16 protein-coding genes and 1 pseudogene are annotated in these 16,847 nt (G+C 49.6%); 1 reads left to right on the top strand and 16 read right to left on the bottom strand.

Features of this window, described 5'->3' with window-relative positions; translation table 11 throughout:
* Window positions 1-8: 8 nt before the first annotated feature.
* From BLT35_RS00200 to BLT35_RS27295, 8 genes and pseudogenes are all read right to left on the bottom strand, one after another.
* Complete coding sequence (locus tag BLT35_RS00200) at window positions 9-1,772, bottom strand: IucA/IucC family protein (RefSeq protein ID WP_074726765.1); 1,764 nt, start codon at window positions 1,770-1,772, stop codon at window positions 9-11.
* Window positions 1,773-1,849: 77 nt separating this feature from the next.
* Window positions 1,850-3,226 (bottom strand): aspartate aminotransferase family protein, encoded by a 1,377-nt coding sequence (locus tag BLT35_RS00195; RefSeq protein WP_249929469.1) that lies wholly within the window; start codon window positions 3,224-3,226, stop codon window positions 1,850-1,852.
* Window positions 3,227-3,352: 126 nt separating this feature from the next.
* Window positions 3,353-3,799, bottom strand: coding sequence for a helix-turn-helix transcriptional regulator (locus tag BLT35_RS00190; protein WP_054817729.1), 447 nt, complete (start codon window positions 3,797-3,799; stop codon window positions 3,353-3,355).
* Between the two features lie 181 nt (window positions 3,800-3,980).
* Entirely contained in the window at window positions 3,981-5,960 is a 1,980-nt protein-coding gene (locus tag BLT35_RS00185; protein ID WP_074726764.1) for an AraC family transcriptional regulator, read from the bottom strand.
* A 210-nt stretch (window positions 5,961-6,170) separates the two neighbouring features.
* Window positions 6,171-6,959 carry a hypothetical protein gene (locus BLT35_RS00180; RefSeq protein ID WP_074726763.1) on the bottom strand — a complete coding sequence of 263 codons (789 nt, stop codon included), beginning with the start codon at window positions 6,957-6,959 and terminating at the stop codon, window positions 6,171-6,173.
* Between the two features lie 69 nt (window positions 6,960-7,028).
* Window positions 7,029-7,928, bottom strand: coding sequence for a TIGR01777 family oxidoreductase (locus tag BLT35_RS00175; RefSeq protein WP_054817727.1), 900 nt, complete (start codon window positions 7,926-7,928; stop codon window positions 7,029-7,031).
* A gap of 145 nt (window positions 7,929-8,073) precedes the next feature.
* The gene (locus BLT35_RS00170) at window positions 8,074-8,487 is read right to left on the bottom strand and encodes a helix-turn-helix transcriptional regulator (protein WP_074726762.1); all 414 of its coding nucleotides are present in this window, start codon (window positions 8,485-8,487) and stop codon (window positions 8,074-8,076) included.
* A gap of 95 nt (window positions 8,488-8,582) precedes the next feature.
* Window positions 8,583-8,720 (bottom strand): annotated as a pseudogene (locus tag BLT35_RS27295) (Fe-Mn family superoxide dismutase); the annotation flags it as partial.
* Between the two features lie 104 nt (window positions 8,721-8,824).
* On the opposite strand from BLT35_RS27295, the gene BLT35_RS00160 reads away from it, so the two are divergent.
* Entirely contained in the window at window positions 8,825-9,343 is a 519-nt protein-coding gene (locus tag BLT35_RS00160) for a ferrochelatase (RefSeq protein WP_083351155.1), read from the top strand.
* A gap of 3 nt (window positions 9,344-9,346) precedes the next feature.
* On the opposite strand, the gene BLT35_RS00155 is transcribed toward BLT35_RS00160, so the two are convergent.
* The 8 genes from BLT35_RS00155 to ssuE form a co-directional block, all read right to left on the bottom strand.
* Window positions 9,347-10,558 carry an acyl-CoA dehydrogenase family protein gene (locus BLT35_RS00155; protein ID WP_074726761.1) on the bottom strand — a complete coding sequence of 404 codons (1,212 nt, stop codon included), beginning with the start codon at window positions 10,556-10,558 and terminating at the stop codon, window positions 9,347-9,349.
* Between the two features lie 21 nt (window positions 10,559-10,579).
* A complete protein-coding gene (sfnG, locus tag BLT35_RS00150) occupies window positions 10,580-11,656 on the bottom strand; it encodes a dimethylsulfone monooxygenase SfnG (protein ID WP_054817724.1) in 1,077 nt (358 codons plus the stop codon).
* A 249-nt stretch (window positions 11,657-11,905) separates the two neighbouring features.
* Complete coding sequence (locus BLT35_RS00145) at window positions 11,906-12,286, bottom strand: hypothetical protein (RefSeq protein ID WP_139170749.1); 381 nt, start codon at window positions 12,284-12,286, stop codon at window positions 11,906-11,908.
* A gap of 158 nt (window positions 12,287-12,444) precedes the next feature.
* Entirely contained in the window at window positions 12,445-13,218 is a 774-nt protein-coding gene (locus tag BLT35_RS00140) for an ATP-binding cassette domain-containing protein (protein WP_074726760.1), read from the bottom strand.
* A gap of 29 nt (window positions 13,219-13,247) precedes the next feature.
* The gene (ssuC, locus tag BLT35_RS00135; RefSeq protein ID WP_054817722.1) at window positions 13,248-14,045 is read right to left on the bottom strand and encodes an aliphatic sulfonate ABC transporter permease SsuC; all 798 of its coding nucleotides are present in this window, start codon (window positions 14,043-14,045) and stop codon (window positions 13,248-13,250) included.
* A complete protein-coding gene (ssuD, locus tag BLT35_RS00130; protein WP_074726759.1) occupies window positions 13,999-15,210 on the bottom strand; it encodes an FMNH2-dependent alkanesulfonate monooxygenase in 1,212 nt (403 codons plus the stop codon). Before ssuD ends, ssuC begins: the two co-directional genes overlap by 47 nt.
* A gap of 23 nt (window positions 15,211-15,233) precedes the next feature.
* Window positions 15,234-16,220 carry a sulfonate ABC transporter substrate-binding protein gene (locus BLT35_RS00125; RefSeq protein WP_074726758.1) on the bottom strand — a complete coding sequence of 329 codons (987 nt, stop codon included), beginning with the start codon at window positions 16,218-16,220 and terminating at the stop codon, window positions 15,234-15,236.
* 36 nt (window positions 16,221-16,256) lie between these two features.
* Window positions 16,257-16,844 (bottom strand): NADPH-dependent FMN reductase, encoded by a 588-nt coding sequence (gene ssuE, locus BLT35_RS00120; protein ID WP_054817721.1) that lies wholly within the window; start codon window positions 16,842-16,844, stop codon window positions 16,257-16,259.
* Between the last annotated feature and the right edge of the window lie 3 nt (window positions 16,845-16,847).

Here is a 16,847-nt window from a genome sequence, read left to right as displayed (position 1 = left end):
GTATTCATTTAGGCTTGTCCCTTGATGGGATTGGGAATATTGACAAACAATGGCATCTCTCCTTTGGACAGAAAGCAGCTTGTAAAATTCGCTTTGGCCGGCAAAACATCGCTGTACAATAAATCGTCGATGTAGGCAAGCAGCCGTTCGTCAGCTCCCGATTTTTCCTGTTCGAGCAAATGGTTGACGATGCCCCAGTAGCGTTCCTCGTCCTCCCTGCAGTAAGCCGCAATCGTATGGATCAGCGAACCCAGGTGATTCACAAAGAAATAATACTTGGTCCTCATCCAAGCTTTGGCTTCTTCATAGAGGACAGGGCTGTGATCTTCAATCAGCGTAGGGATCCAGCCTGCTTCGGCTGCTTTATGACGGTCGATGCTGACCCCTTCGAGATCCCGCACATAATAGCAATCGGGCAGTCCGTTCTTCAGGGTCAGCAGGGAATTTTGCAAATGCGCTTCAAAGCTGATCCCTTTCCCGGCTAAAATGCGAAGAAGCGGCAGCATGGAGATGTGCAAATAGCATTCCAGCCAATAAGTTAAATCAGGCAGCCGTCCTTGATCGTTTTGCCTGATCGCTTGAATCAGCTTGGGCTCCTCTTCTCCCGGAAAGCTTTCCAATAAGGAGGCCATGACAAATGTAGCGGCATGCGGCACGGCCAAGGGCCGGTAGATGACCGTAAAGCTCGATGACCAATCTTCTGAAACCGAATCGAATCCGACTCTGCTGTAGCCGGTTTCCGAAATAATTTTGAAATGCTCCGTGTTCAGCTCGTTTTGTAACCGGTGAATCACGTTGGCGGCATCCATGGTCCGTTTCGTTTGTTCCCGCGTATTTTCGCGTATCAAGTTGGTGATCCGAACATTCAGCGGCAGTTTATATCCGTATCCCCCCTCCGGATCCCACACTGTTCTTACCGAAGAAGTCGGATATACCACGGGACCGGATGGACCCAGACGAATAATGGCGGACAGATTCATCAATTCCTGAACCTCCGGCAGCCGCACAACATAGTTTGCCTGCCAGGGATGCATGGGCACCAGCACATACTCGCTTACTTTATCGCCCAATTGTTGCTGGGCATGTGCCATCACAGCCGGCGGCAGCGCTTGAGCTTCTCCATCAAGCCATTCTTCATAAACCAATTCCTTTCGGACGGCAAAGTAACTCAATTGAAAAGAAGCGCCCATTTCAGGACTGTACTGCGCAAGCTCCTCATCGGCGAACCCTTCCGAGCATTTCGGATAGGGATGAAAGGGATGACCGAAATAAAGCGATTGCTCGGAACGGACGCAATCCGGCTTCTTGTCCGCTATGGAATGCCGTTGGTTCCATTCGTACTCGATATACATGCTCATCTTGCGGAGACTGTTTTCGATGCGCGCCTTCATGTGATTCAGATGAGCCCCGCGTTTGTCCAAAGCTTCGAGATGGCTCAGCTCTTCAAGCAGCAGTGAAATCAACCGATGAATATCCAGCTTCCGAAGCGTTCCGTCTGAACTCACTTCGTTAAATGCAGATCCGTAAGCATGCTGTCCGATCACAGAGTAATAAGTCAAAGTCCCCGTGATGGTCTTCCCGGTCGAGGGAAGCTTGATGACGACCGCTTCTCCTGGCTCAGGAAGGGGATTCCTTTGACCAAGCTTTAAGGCCCGTGGATCGATTACTCCGATCTCCCTGAGATAACTATTCAGCAAGGCGCGCATGGTCGCCTTTGCCGCCAGCTCCACACTTCTCACGGAGGTGGTTGCATCCGTTTGCTGCTGCAGCATTCGTATTCGTTCTCTCCTTTCTCATCCAACCGTCATCCGAATTACTCTCTTTAGGTTTCGCCAGTTTCGCTTCCGGATCAAACATACTCTCCCGCATGCAGGGCAGCGCAAGACGCATGGCAGGCTTCACTGAAAATCCGTGCAATTTCATCGATTTGCTGTTCCGTTACGATTAATGGCGGCAAAAAACGCATAACGGCGGAATGCCTGCCTCCAATCTCCAGGATCAATCCCCTGTGGAGACATTCCTGCTGAATGCGGCTTGCCAGCTTGGGATAAGCCGGAAAATGCCCCAGCTTGTCAGGCTCCTCATTGGCATTCACGATCTCTACGCCGATCATTAAACCGCGACCGCGGACATCTCCGATAAATTCCACTTTCGATTTCAGCTCGTTTAAACGATCCCTCAACCGATTTCCCAATTGCTCTGCTTTGGTTGCGATATCGTTTTCTTTTATATATTTCAATGTTGCCAGTCCGGCCGCCATAGCCATTTGATTGCCCCGAAACGTCCCGATATGCGCTCCCGGTTTCCAGGTATCCAGCTTTTTATGATAAATCACAACCGATAGCGGCAGACTTCCGCCGATGGCCTTCGAAAGGACCAGCACATCAGGGAGAATGCCAGCATGTTCGAAAGCGAACATTTTTCCGGTTCTCCCAAGTCCCGTCTGCACTTCGTCAATAATCAGAGGGATGTTTTTTTCCTGCGTAATCCGGCGCATCTCCCGGATCCATTCGACCGGCGCGGGAATAGAACCGCCTTCCCCCTGCACCGCTTCAAATATCATTCCGCAAGGAGAGACAACGCCGCTTTCAGGATCGTTTAGCAAATTCTCGATATAACGGCTGCTAATCCGATGAGTCTGCTCCCCGCCGACACCAAACGGGCAGCGATAGGCGTAAGGATACGGCAGGAAGTGTACATCCGGGATTAATCCGTGGACCCTTTCTTTTTGTCCAAGCGTCCCGCTTAGACTCATCGTTCCGTGCGTCGAGCCATGGTATCCTCCTTGAAACGAGAGAATGCTGCGATGGCCTGTTGCCGTTTTTACCAGCTTAATCGCCGCTTCAATCGCATCGCCTCCTGTCGGCCCGCAAAACTGGATGCGCGCATCTTTGGCAAATGCCTCAGGCAAGCTTGAAAATAATTCATCCACAAATTGCTCCTTCAGCGGGGTTGTCAAATCAAGGGTGTGCAGCGGCCGTTTGCTGTCCAGCATCGTTTTAATCGCGTCGATGACGACAGGATGATTATGGCCTAATGCAAGCGTTCCGGCTCCGGCAAGACAATCGTAATAAACTTTGCCGTCCATATCTTTTACATAAATGCCTTCCGCCTCAAGAATCGCGATCGGGATTCGCCTGGGGTAAGATCTAGCATTGGATTCCCGAGCTGCCTGACTCTGAAGATAGGGGTCATTTTTTGATTTTTCAGCAACATAAGCGTTCACGATATCCGTCCTCCTCCGGAAAAGTACAGAATCGATAATAATGATAATCATTATCATCGATGTCTGTTTTTAGAATAGCAGTAAGTCCAGATAGAGTAAATTCTCCAATCGAATAATCTAGATGATCTAAATGAAGTATGTTTTTCCTCCGTCCTTGCTCTCCCTATCCATCATCTGCTTCAATGTGTAAAGAAAATCCGCACCCGCCGAATCGATATCCAACGCTTTCTTCATGTTCTGAATATGTTTTTTTACCGTATTGACGCTGATATAAAGTTCATCGGCAATTCTCTTAATCGAGTAATGATTGCACAGCATTTCCGCGATTTGCTGTTGTCTCTGGCTCAACGCGGTCATATCCAACGATTCGACGCTTTCCTCATCGTTGGGTCTCTCCGCCGATTGCATGATACGCCCGGCGCCTACATATTCCAATGTTACTTTCACGTATTCTTTCATTTCCAATCGTATCACCTGATCAACAACGATTTGATGCAGCTCGCTGAGCTTGGCGCGATCCTGGTCATCTTTTGAACTGGAATCGATCGTCAGTCTTATTGTGCTTTTGGACATGCTCTCCCCTCACCATTCAGCAATAAAAATTCGCAAGGATAAAAAAAAGGAAGCGACTCAGGTTGCTCCCCTTCCCATTATGTCTTACTTAGTTTAAAGCTTTACATTGGCGGGCTGTGATACCTCCATAGACAATCAGCGGCCTATCGTTCACCAATAGATGGCAATATCTCTGTATTATCTACAACAGCGCTTCTGCAATTTCATCCACGACCAGATTAATGGCAATAGGACCGTAATAGCCGATCCACATCGTCGTGTTGACCGTATAGACCTGATTGGCTTGTACCGCATTCAGGCCTTTCCAGACGGATGTCTTTTGAAATTCATCCGTTAACTCCGTATTGGAATCATCTTTTAAGACAAAGAGGTGATCCGCGTTCAATTCCGGCATGACCTCTAACGAAATGGGCAAGCTGGTCTGCTCGTTATTCACTGCCATTTTCGGCGCTGAAAGACCGAGATCACGATACAGAATCTCTGCAGTACGATGTCCCGTCGTATGCAGCCGGATCATGTTATCGCGCGGACGGATCAAAGCAACGGTCTGCCCGTTCAGCTTGTCTGCCAACGCTGCCTTTAGATCGGCAATTTTTTGATCGTATCCTTCGAGCACCTTCTGCGCTTCCTGTTCCTTGGCGACAATTTGACCGAACTTGAGGAGCATCGTGCGCCAGTCTTCATTTCTGTCAAACATCAGTGTCGGCGCGATCTTGATTAATTTCTCGTAAACTTTCTCCTGAAACTCCGTACAAATAATGAGATCCGGAGCCGCCTCGATAATCGCCTCCAAATTAGGCTCCTCCTTCGTTCCTAACACCTTAACATCATCCAGCTTATCCGTCAGATATTCCGGGAATACCGAGCTGTCGCTCGTAGCGATGACACTTCCGATCGGCTGCTCTCCCAACGCGAGCAGTTGATCGATATACTGGTAGTCCAGCACCACAATTTTTTCAGGCTTTTGTTCGAGAACCAGTTCGCCTTTAAGGTGCTGAATGCTGCGCTGCGTGCTTTCCGCCGTTTTCCCCGCTGTATTGGCATTATCCGCTTCGCCGCGAGTGACGGCCGGCTGCACATTAACGCTGTTGGTCGGGGAGGTCCCTCCTCCACCAGATGTGCCCGAGCATGCGCCTAGCAGCAAAACAAGACTGAGCATCAAACTGATGGCCAATGACGCTTTTGAACTTCTATACATGTGTATAGCCCCTTCGTTTTTGTATTGATAATGATTTTCATCATCACCAATATCACTATATCTTCGCAATCTTCTGGCAACAATAGGGAATTGCGACAGACGAGATGGATTATGGCGACGATCGTTCCGCTGCCATGCCCGTTCCTTGAATAGACTGGGAGAAACCCCCATGTATTTTTTAAACATCCGGCTAAAATAGTAACTGTCCGTATAACCGACGGCCTCGGCAATTTGTTTTAACGGGACATTCGTCTGCTGCAGCAATGCCTTGGCTTTGTCCAGACGCACCTGAATCAAATACTCGATCGGACCCACATGCAGCCTCGCTTTGAATAACCGCTGCAATTGTCGCGCGTTGCAATCCAGCACAGCTGCCAATGAATTCAGCGTAATCGGCTCGGCGTAACGTCCCTCAATATATCGCATCGCTTGGGCAACCAGGTTCGGTTGAGTCGTCTCGCCTCCCTGCTCCTGCAGCTGATGCAGCAATTCATAAACAAATTGATGGAACAAGGCTTTGACATGGAACTGCTCCAGCGTGCCGATTTGCTGCCATTGTCGGTTCATTTGCTCTATTCCCAAAAAGAGCGGTGTCGGAAACTGGGGCGCAAAACCGTATTGTACCTGAAAAGGATTGCTTGTTTGATGCCGATGCACCAATTTTTGGCAGTATGGCGTGGTCAAGACCGCTGTATAAAATACCAGGTAATATTCGAATGCCTCCACTACCTGTGCAATATCCAGAAAAGCACCTTTGCCGGCATGACAAACATAGCACCGATCCACGGCATACTCATTCTCATCAATCAACACATGTGCCTTACCGCGAACAGTATACAGAAATACGCTGGCTGGAAGCTGATATGCGCGCAGGCTTTCGCCCGGCTGCAGGATGGCATGACGTACGTCCTGCACCCTGAGAGCCGCATGATTCCAAAGTAAGGTATGATACTGAAATAGCAACTCTCCCACCACCTGTTATTTTTTTGAATTCATTACCTTTTTCGGATAAGTTTATTATATTAATAACGATTCTCATTATCAATTATAATTTACCTGCGGCATCGGTCGTTAAAGGAATGGAAACAACAAAAGACCCTGGCAATAGGCCAGAGCCGATGCGGAAAAGCCATTTAGCATCCTCCTCGTTTGTATACGAGAAAGCCGCTCTCCTCAACGAGCGGATCCGAAACGCATTCGTAATTTTTGGAGCAAATAGAGATACACGGCACAAATGGCATAAATCAAAATATAACCCGCATGAAGTCCATAGATGGGAACAACGAACAAATAAGCGATATAGAATATAAATAACGCTGTTATACTATACGAATATCCATAAATGACGTATGGAAAAAGCCGATGATCGTCTTCGTAATGCAGTACGACAATGAGCGGAAAAAGGGTAGAGGGAAATGAACTTAAAATATTGGCCCATTTGCTGCCGACCATAGAGGCCGTTCCGGTGATCAGGATTAAAATCACTCCAACCGTTATACCTCTGATGAAATACTGCATTCCCGTGCTTTTGGTTCCCGAACCCTTCCCCTGCTGGCGGACCAGTTTCTTCATCAGGATCAGATTTAACATGAATACCGCTAAAAATATAAAAGAAGCCGATGCCACGTTTACTTCCAATGAATAAATAAAATAACCTGACAATAAAAAGGCAAAAATACCACCCGTGGATGATAAGAAAATAACGGTTCCTTTCCAATTCAATGCAAGACTTCCGGATATGACAAGATAAACGAAACAAAACACAAGAGCGGCAGCTAACCCGGCAATCCCCCAAGGTATCCCGCGAATCGTAAAATCAATCCCCTGCTCCAAAGAAATAAAATATATGGAGAGTCCCGTACCCAATGGAATCCCAGAGATCATCCCGGCCAGATGAGGATTTGCTCTTTTGGAAATCTCCGCCAATCCAAATACGATGAGAACGGAAATCACGATTTTCATGATCGTTAAGCTGAACAGTTCGTTCACCTACTTTATAGAATGCAGCAGCCGGTTGGACAGGCAGGCCTTTTACGAATGCGACCTATGTAAAATATCTTCAAGCGCCTTATCCAATGTATCGAATTTGAACGTAAATCCTTCTCTCTCCAGCCTCTCGGGAATAACCCAACGGCTTTTCAAAACCAATTCGGTTTCCGTTTTTATGACATAGGCACCTATTTCAAGCAGCCATTGGGGGGATGGCAGTCCTATTCTCATATTCATCGCTTTACGGAATTGATGCATGAGCTCACGATTGGTGACAGGATGAGGCGATGAACAATTGAACACCCCGCTCAGTTCTTCTTTATCTCTAAGAAAGAGAATAATACGATATAAATCCTCGATATGAATCCAACTAAACATTTGATTTCCCGAACCCTGGGCACCTCCAAGTCCGAATCGGACCAGGTTTCGGATCGGATGGATAACTCCCCCGCTCTCCCCTAATACAATGGCTATTCTTAAGGCCGCTTGTCTGGTTTGGGGTAATTGAAAAGAAAAGAATGCGTTCTCCCATGCTTTGGCTACATCAACGGAGAACCCTGATCCGATTTCACCATGATCCTCGGTCATCGGCCGGTCTTCCGCATGTCGATAAATCGTAGCCGTACTGGAATTGATCCATAACGAAGGAGGGTTTTTGCATTCCAAGATGGCATTTCCAAGTATGCGGGTAGTCTCTGTTCTCGATTGCAGGATCTCTTCCTTATTTCTAGAGTTGTAGCGGCAGTTGACGGACTTCCCCGCAAGATTAATCAGCATCCCGGAAGCTTCCAAAGCATCTGCTATTCCTGCATGATCGTTCCATGAGATATGATGGTCTTGTCTGGAAATGATCTTCACTTCATATCCCAGTTCCAAAAATTTTCTCTCCAAATATTTTCCGATAAACCCCGTCCCGCCAGCTAACACCACTTTTTGGTTCATGTGATCCACTCATTTCTATTGTTCGACTGGATTATTCAAAACTGAACGATTTCCTGCTCTTCCTTTTTTTATCGTCTATCTTCACAATAAAATTAAAATGCTATATTGTAAAGCAAATTCTGACCATACCGGATGAGCGCAAGATTCAACAAAAGAAAAAGAACCGAGTGTAAAAGCTCTCGATTCTCTTACGGATCACGAGGTTATGAGATTTCATTCTCCGCTCAAATAGTTTGCCGACAAACGAATCATCGAACATGTCATGGAGCTCATCCATCAATTCCGTGGCAAGTACATCGTATTGATTCGGAAACAACGGTTCGGCAAAAACCGAAAGACCATCTACGAACAACGGTCTTCCGGTACGATGACGTACGTTGGAGGTCCGGATATACTTCTCCTTTTGCAAAGCATTGAGATGCCGGCGAATGGCCATTCCCGTTAACCCCAGATAGTCCGACATTTCCTGGACACTTACTGAACCGTGCTTCTTGAGCAGCATCAAAATTTCCCACCTTGTCGATGGTTCCCGTAAAGGAGGAGCCGCGCGTTCGTTCATGGATATCCTCCCTTCCATAGCAAGATCAAACGTTTAAAGCTAAAAAACTTTGCAAAAAGCAGCTTGCCGCTTTTGCAAAGTTTAGGTTATGACGATTAACGGATCGCTTCGTTATAGCGGCGATTGACTTCCTCCCAGTTGACTACATTCCACCATGATGATAAAAAATCCGGCCTTTTGTTCTGATATTGCAAATAATAGGCATGCTCCCATACATCGACGACCAGAATCGGCATTTCACCTGTTCAAAGCTGCCGTAATGCTTTTCAATCCCCTTCGCAATATTGCCGTAAGGCTTCCCGCCGCCGGTCGGACTCATGACCGACCAATACAAGCTATGACCGTAAATGATTGGCACCTGTTTCCAAGTCTGGTGGAAGCGATCAGCCTTCGCCTTCGAACGGCCCATCAATGGCTATCATCGACGAACCGTTCAAAGGCAACCGTTTTGTTTACTGCGCACAGTCAGCCTGGTTCACCGCAAGCAAATATCGAATTTATTCAAGCATTCTCTGAACTGGCTAAGGCCGTAGCAGATCAAGCAACCTGCCAACATTGGATGCTTGCCTATCGAAGCGCAGGTCCTGCACCCCAGACATGGCTGAAACCGGATGTGTTTGACAGGATGGAGGAAGTGGCACAGGAAGGCGGCAAAGCTATTGTCGTCTGCGACTTGTTATCTTTAACGGAAAATGTCGAGGCGATATTCGATTGCAGCATCAATAGCCGGCTTAAAGCGGAAGCTTGCGGATTGGAGTTTGTTTCCACCGAATTTCTGAACGATTCCGCTGATTATATTGATGCGCTTGCAGCAATGATACATGAAAGAATGATTCAATCGAGCACGGTTTATTGAACGTTAATCCCCTCCCTCGTACCACAATTCGAGAGGCAATCCTACCAGAGCTTTTCCAATCCATTCGCGAGCAATATTATTCGATGGTCCCATGGCAATCCCCGCCCTGGCATCGCGGTAAAGTCTTTCAAATATGCCTCGTTTGTAACCATAGCCGCCGGTTACGTCCAACGCCGCTTTCGCCGCTTTGTTCGCAACCTCGGCCGCATGAATTTTAAATTCGACCAGCGGCAGAAGCAGTTCAACCTGCTGCCGCCCTTGTGCTTGAAGTGCGTCTAATTGTTTAGCCAGGGAAAGCTGCCACGGCTTCAAACTTTCAATTAATACCTTGACCTCGGCAAGTTGCTGGCGAATGACTTGGTAATCCGCCAGTCTTTTATTAAAATCACGATGCACCATTGCTTTCACATAGTCAACAGCCGATTCCAACGCAGCCTCAGCTACCCCCAACCACGTCGAACCGAGGCCTATGAGGTAAACGGGTGAAACGCCGCTTTCCAAAATTTCGCGACCTTGTCCCTCCAAGCCCAGTTTATCTTCCGGGCGAATCCGGACGCCGTCGTATTTTATCGGACCGCTGTGGTTTCCTCTAACCCCCAATGCGTCCCAAACGCCGGCGTTGATTCCCGGAAGCTTGCCGTCCACGATAAAAAAGCTGACGTCCGTCGGCGTTTGCGCGCCGGGGGATTTGGTTTGGAAGATGTAGAAATCGGCTTGACCCGCGCTTGTTGTGAACGATTTTTCAGCGTTTATAATGTAGTCCTCTCCATCACGGGCGGCTTCGCTGAAATTATACCACCAGTGGCCCCCGGAAGCTTTTTCGCTTGTCGAATACGTTCCGATCCTTCCCTGGCGAACGGGCTTCAACCATCTTTCCTTTTGGTCGTCGTTCCCGTATAAAACGATCGTCTGCACCGCGCCTACATGCATTACATATACAAGTGACGTTGACGCACACCCTTTTGCGATTTCTTCCGTAGCAATGGCGAAGGCCACGTGATCAAGTCCCTGACCACCCCATTGCTCAGGGATTAACACACTGTTCCAACCCGCTTCCGCAAGCGCCAGAAGGTTCTCTCTGGGAAAAGCCCCTTCCCGATCGATCGTTTCCGCTCTCGGTTTGATGTCCGTCTCGACGAATTCACGGATTTGTCTACGAATCGTATCATAATCGAATCTCTGATCCAAGGTATTGGCTTGAATACTCAACTCCATTCACTCCTCTCCTTGATTGTATTATTGAGCAGCAGCGCTCAGAAGTGCGGCTTCCTTTGCTCTGACAAGCGGAATGACCTTCTCTCCAAAAATACGAATATCTTCATCGTAATGCAAGAACCCGGTAAGGATGAGGTTGACACCAATTTTTTTCAGCTCAATGATGCGGTCTGCAACCTGTTCGGCCGTTCCGATCAAGCCTGTCTTAAAACCGTCGTTATATTGTACCAAATCGTCAAAATTAGAGTTTGCCCACATTCCCTCCCTTTCAGGAGAAGCCTTGCCGGCGAATTGGACCTGACTCCGAAATCCTTCTACCGCTTCTTCATCCGCGTAACGGATAATATCCCGCAGCACTCGCTGCGCTTCTTCCTCCGTATCCCTTACAATGACAAAGGCATTGACTCCGAATTTCAGCCTCCGCTGATGTTCGGCGGCCAGCTGATTCACTTCAGCGATTTGTTTCCGGAAGCCGTCTGCCGTATTGCCGTTCATGAAATACCAGTCCGAAACACGGGCTGCCATTTGGCGCGCGGCGAACGAATTACCGCCCTGGAACACCGGCGGGAGGACCTCGGGCTTCGGTTTGAGAGGAGCCCCGTTGATTCTGTAAAAATCGCCCCGAAAGCTCGTTTCCTCTTCCGTCCATAATTGCTTCAGCACCCTGATAAACTCCTCGGATCGGCGGTAACGCTCGTCATGATCCAGCCATGGTTCCCCGTAGCCGTAAAATTCTCCCTTAAACCACCCGCTGACGACATTAACCGCCGCACGACCTTTACTGATTTCATCTAGCGTGGAGATGGCCTTAGCGATCGGACCTGGATGCCATAGCCCCGGAAGAACGGCGGCAATCAGCTTCAGTTTCGTGGTGACGGCTGCCAAAGCCGATGCGAGAGTAATGGCTTCCAATTGATTTTCGGCTCCATAACTGGCGATAAACCGGGTCTGAAGCAATGCGTATTCGAAGCCCGCTTCTTCCGCCTGTTTGGCATATCTCGCATTGTCCTCAAACGTCCAGCCCGTTTTTTGAGGAATCTTGGAAATGACCAATCCTCCGCTTACATTGGGTACCCAATAGGCGAATTTTAATGACATGCTAATCCCTCTTTCCGCAAATGTTTTATAAAGACAGGGGACCTGCCCGTGGCTGATGGCTTTATCACGAAAACGGCATATTTGTTGTGTCCCCGACCTTTCGTCAAATCATAATGCTTCCCAAATTCTGCAAATGGAACAATCTCTATTGTCGGCTAAATAAAAAGGAGGCTCTCCACTTCCTGTGGTTCGCCTCCGGTTTTCCGGTCGTATTCGGGTTGTATACAGCAGCATTAAGCTTTTACTTCCTTATGATGGCCCTACTTTGTTCGATACGCTTTGCATAAACGCCTCCAGGCATTCCGTCAACCCTCCGCTGCCAAATCGGATAAACTTCTTATTACTATCCTTCTGAACGCGGCTGACGGCAAAAGTAAAGAAACGAAGCAGTATGGTTCTTCTTGCCCGAATATCCGTAAAGCCTCTGCGGTACAACCAGATCTCCGCCGTATTATAGATCCCCCGATTGATTTGGAAAGACTCGCAGCAGTACCCCATAAACATCAGATCCGGCCAGTTAACCGGGGATTCCTCCATTACCTGCATGGTTAACTTTTCATTCGAGATACGTACTACGGTTTGCTGCGGGTACTCATCCACTTCCCCTTCTTTCAAAAGGACCATTTGCAATCATTTTCTCCTTTTCCAGTATTCCCAACATCTCTCACACCGGCTTCGTGCTTTTCACCTTATTGGTTCCAATTAGAGAAATGCCGCAGCCCGAATCGGATCTCCCCGATGCTGCCGTTGAGCTGAATCCTCTCACATCTCCTCGAATTTATCTTTATTTAAATAGAATACGAGACCTTCAACTGCGTTTCTTGCTCCAAACTCGTATCACGCTCCATAACGCGGTCCAAAATCAGCTTTTCAAAATAGGCGAAGCCGCTATCCCGCTCCCTCGGCCGAGGAAGCGTAATGGCGACATCGAGCGCGATGGCTCCGTCTTTCATCAATACAACACGATCGGCAAGCGCCACCGCCTCGCTCACGTCGTGGGTTACAAGAATGGCAGAGAACCGCTGTTTTTGCCACAGCTTCTCAATCAAATCCTGCATGTCGATGCGTGTCAACGCGTCCAATGCCCCTAACGGTTCGTCAAGAAGGAGCAGCCGCGGGTTTCCCGCCAACGCTCTCGCAAGCGCTACTCTCTGGCGCTGCCCGCCTGACAGCACACCCGGCCATTCGTTCGCTTTATCCTCCAGCCCTACCATCCGGAGGGCCTCCAAAGCGCGCTCCTTATTTCCGTCTCGTACACCGATCCGAACGTTCTCCAGCACTTTCTTCCAAGGCAGCAGCCTTGCGTCCTGAAACAGAACCCTCGTATCCGGATCAATACCCGTGATTTCCTTCTTATCCAGCAGCAGCGTTCCTTCCGTCGGCTCATCCAAACCTGCCACCAGACGAAGCAGAGTACTCTTGCCGCAGCCGCTCCGTCCCACAATCGCGATAAATTCGCCGGACTTGATGTTCAGGTTCAGCTTCTCCAGCACCCTCACGTCGCCAAACCGCTTGCTCACGTCGTTGATGGCCAAGTGAGAGCCCAGCACTCCAGTTTTCATGATCATTCTCCTTCCTTTCCAATCCTTGCTTATCCCTTCCGATAGTTCGGATGCCACTGAAGGAATAATCCTTCGAAATACTTCGCGATCGAATCGGACAGCTTGCCAAGCAGTGCGTACAGGATAATGCTAAGCACGACGATATCCATTTGCATAAATTCGCGGGCGTTCATCGCCATATAGCCGATTCCCGAATCGGCGGAAATCGTCTCCGCCACAATGAGAGAGATCCACATGATGCCCAACGAGAAACGAACACCAACAAGAATCGATGGAAGCGCCCCCGGGAGAATGACTTTCCAGAAGAGCGGCAGCCCCCGTAAACCATACACCCTCCCCATCTCAATCAGCCCCGGATCCACCGTACGGATCCCGTGGAACGTATTCAAGTAGATCGGGAATGCAACGCCAAGTGCAACCAGAAACAGCTTCGCCGCTTCACCGATGCCGAACCAGAGGATGACGAGCGGAATAAGCGCCAGATGCGGAATGTTGCGGATCATCTGGACCGATGTGTCAATCAGCTTCTCGGCCAGAGGAACAATGCCGTTCAACAGGCCGAGTATTAACCCTATACCGCCGCCGATGGCGAAACCGATCAACGCACGGGTTGTGCTTGTTCCAATATAATCAAAGAGCATTCCGTTACCGATCAAAGTAAACAACGATTTCACCACAGCAACCGGAGTCGGCAGTATGCGTGTAGAAATGATTCCTAATTGCCCTAGAATTTGCCATAGAATGACAAGCGCAGCCGGAACGATCCAGACAAACCACGATTTATTTTGCCACTTTCGCAGGAGGCTGACTGTTCTTTTTCCCTGCATATTCCGCCACCTCTTTCGCACGGTTTTCCGCGACCTCGCCCGGAAGCTCGTTATTGGCGATCAATTCGCCGAACGGACTGACATATCCTTGTCTTTCCGACGTGCCCTGAGGCCGGTCAAGAGGCAGCAGCGGGAACAACAGCTCCGCCGTCCTGTACGCCTCCTCAAGATGCGGATATCCGGACAGGATGAACGTTTCGATGCCTAGCTCCGCGTATTCTTTCATCCGTTCGGCAACCGTTTCAGGGTCGCCGACGAGGGCCGTCCCGGCGCCTCCCCTGACAAGACCGATTCCTGCCCACAGGTTCGGGCTGATTTCCAGAGATGCACGGCTGCCGCTATGAAGCTGCGCCATGCGCTTCTGCCCTTCGGAATCAAAGCGCTCGAATATTTTTTGCGCCGCTTCAATCGTCGCGTCATCGACATATTGGATAAGCTCGTTCGCCGCTTTCCAGGCCTCCTCGTTCGTTTCGCGTACAATCACGTGCAGCCGGATGCCGAAGCGGATCGTTCTGCCCTGTTTGGCGGCAAGCTCCCGAACGTGTTCAATCTTCTCCTTTACCTGTTGCGGAGGCTCGCCCCAGCTCAAATATACATCGACATGCTCGGCCGCCACCTTATGGCCGGCTGGCGAGGAGCCGCCAAAGTAGAGCGGAGGATACGGCTTCTGGATCGTCGGGTAAACCACCTTGGCTCCGTTGACACGCAGGTGGGTACCCTCAAAGTCGACTTCCTCGCCCAAAAGCTCCTTCCGCCAAATATGCAGAAATTCATCGGTCAAGTCGTAACGGCCATCATGATCGAGGAACAATCCATCTCCGGCAAGCTCTACCGGGTCTCCTCCCGCCACTATATTAATAAGAAGCCTGCCGCCGGAGATGCGGTCGAAGGTGGACGCCATGCGCGCCGCCAAAGTCGGAGACATCAGCCCCGGACGGACCGCTACAAGAAACTTCAGCTTCTCGGTCGAAGAGATCAGGGAAGATGCCGTTACCCAAGCATCCTCGCAAGACTTGCCTGTCGGCAGAAGAACACCTCCGAAACCAAGACGGTCCGCCGCTTCCGCAATCTGCTTCATATACTGAAAATCGACTGCACGTGCGCCCTTGGTCGTCCCCAGATACCGGCTGTCCCCATGCGTCGGAATAAACCAAAACACTTCCATTGAAATCCCTCCATACCGCTTTTTTATTTATTCTTTAAAACCGCATCTTTGACTTGAATGGGCTTCGGAATAAGTCCGAGCTTCTCGAACGTATCCGCAATCCGCTGCTGCTCGGCGATGACCTCCTCACTGATTTGCTGCACGCCATATTCGCGTCGTCCGGAAGCAAGCTCCAGCGACGGAACGTCGATGCCAAGCTGAGCGGACAACAGCTCCGTAAGCTCCTTCAAGTTCGTCTTCGCCCATTCATCTACCTTGTCCAGTTCTTCAAGCAGTATAGCAGTAAGATCAGGGTTTTTCTCGACAAAGCTACGGGAGGCCAAATAAAATTCATGATTGCTTACAACACCCGTACCGTCAGCCAAAATGGTTCCTTTCGTAGCCGTTTGAGCCGCTGCCAGGAACGGATCCCAGATGACCCATGCATCCACGCTTCCTCTCTCGAACGCTACTCTGGCATCCGCCGGCGGAAGGAATACCGTCTCCACATCTTTATATTGAAGGCCGGCCTTCTCCAGCAGCACCACCAGCAAATAGTGGACATTAGAGCCTTTATTGAGCGCTACCTTTTTCCCTTTGAGATCGGCAACCGATTTGATCGGAGAGCCTTGCGGCACCAGAATCGCTTCGCCTTGCGGACTCGGCGGCTCATGCGCCAAATAGACGAGAGGCGCGCCGGCTGCCTGGGCGAAAATCGGCGGGGCTTCGCCGGTATGTCCGATATCGATGCTGCCGACATTCAGCGCCTCAAGAAGCTGCGGGCCTCCGGGAAACTCGGTCCATTCGACCTTCACGCCTTCTTTTCCAAGCCTCTCTTCCAGAACCCCTTTCGCCCTCAAAAAATTCATCGTGCCGTATTTCTGATAGCCAATCCTGATAACCTTCGCCTGGTCGCCGCTATTACCACCATTATCGTTTGTAGAAACCGCAGGTTTCTCCACGCTGCCGCAAGCGGGAAGCGCTAATGCAAACGCGATTAAAGCCACAGCTATTACAATTTTCCGTATCATGATATGATTTTCACACTCCCAATGCAGTGGCGATATTTAGGCCTTAACCGCGTTCTCAGACTCCCGTTTTCTCTCAATTCTCCATGCAGTCTCCCGAATCAGCTCTGCAACCGAGTTTTCAAGACGAGACTTTAATTCCTCTTCCAATTCGTAACCGCCTTGCTCGGTTTTCGCGACCCAGCTATCGACTGCAAATACGCCGCCAAGCACATGTCTTGCGCCCAAAGCGGCCAAAACCGGCTTCAACGCATAATCGATCGATAGCAGATGGGAAATTGTACCGCCGATAAACAAAGGGAGCACAATCTTGCCCTCAAGCGCACCCTGCGGCAGCAAGTCCAGGTACGTCTTTAAAACTCCCGTGTACGAAGCTTTATATACCGGGCTCGCTACAATCACCGCATCGGCTTCTTGAACCTTCCCGTTCGCGAGACGCACATCCTGGCTGTCGAATCTTGCGTAAATCAAGTCATCGGGGGGCAGCTCGGTCACCTGAACCCAGTTCAATTGAACGTTCCCTGAGGCCTGCAACTTCTCCTCAACAAACCGGGTAAGTCCATTCAACCTCGATACCTTGTTCGGGCTCCCGACAATGATTGCGATCTTCAAATTCTGTTTAGCCATCCA

The sequence above is a fragment of the Paenibacillus naphthalenovorans genome, assembly GCF_900099895.1.
Taxonomy (GTDB): Bacteria; Bacillota; Bacilli; order Paenibacillales; family NBRC-103111; genus Paenibacillus_G; species Paenibacillus_G naphthalenovorans.
The sequence above is the reverse complement of the archived record's forward strand: the minus strand, read 5'-3'. Positions and strand labels throughout refer to the sequence as shown.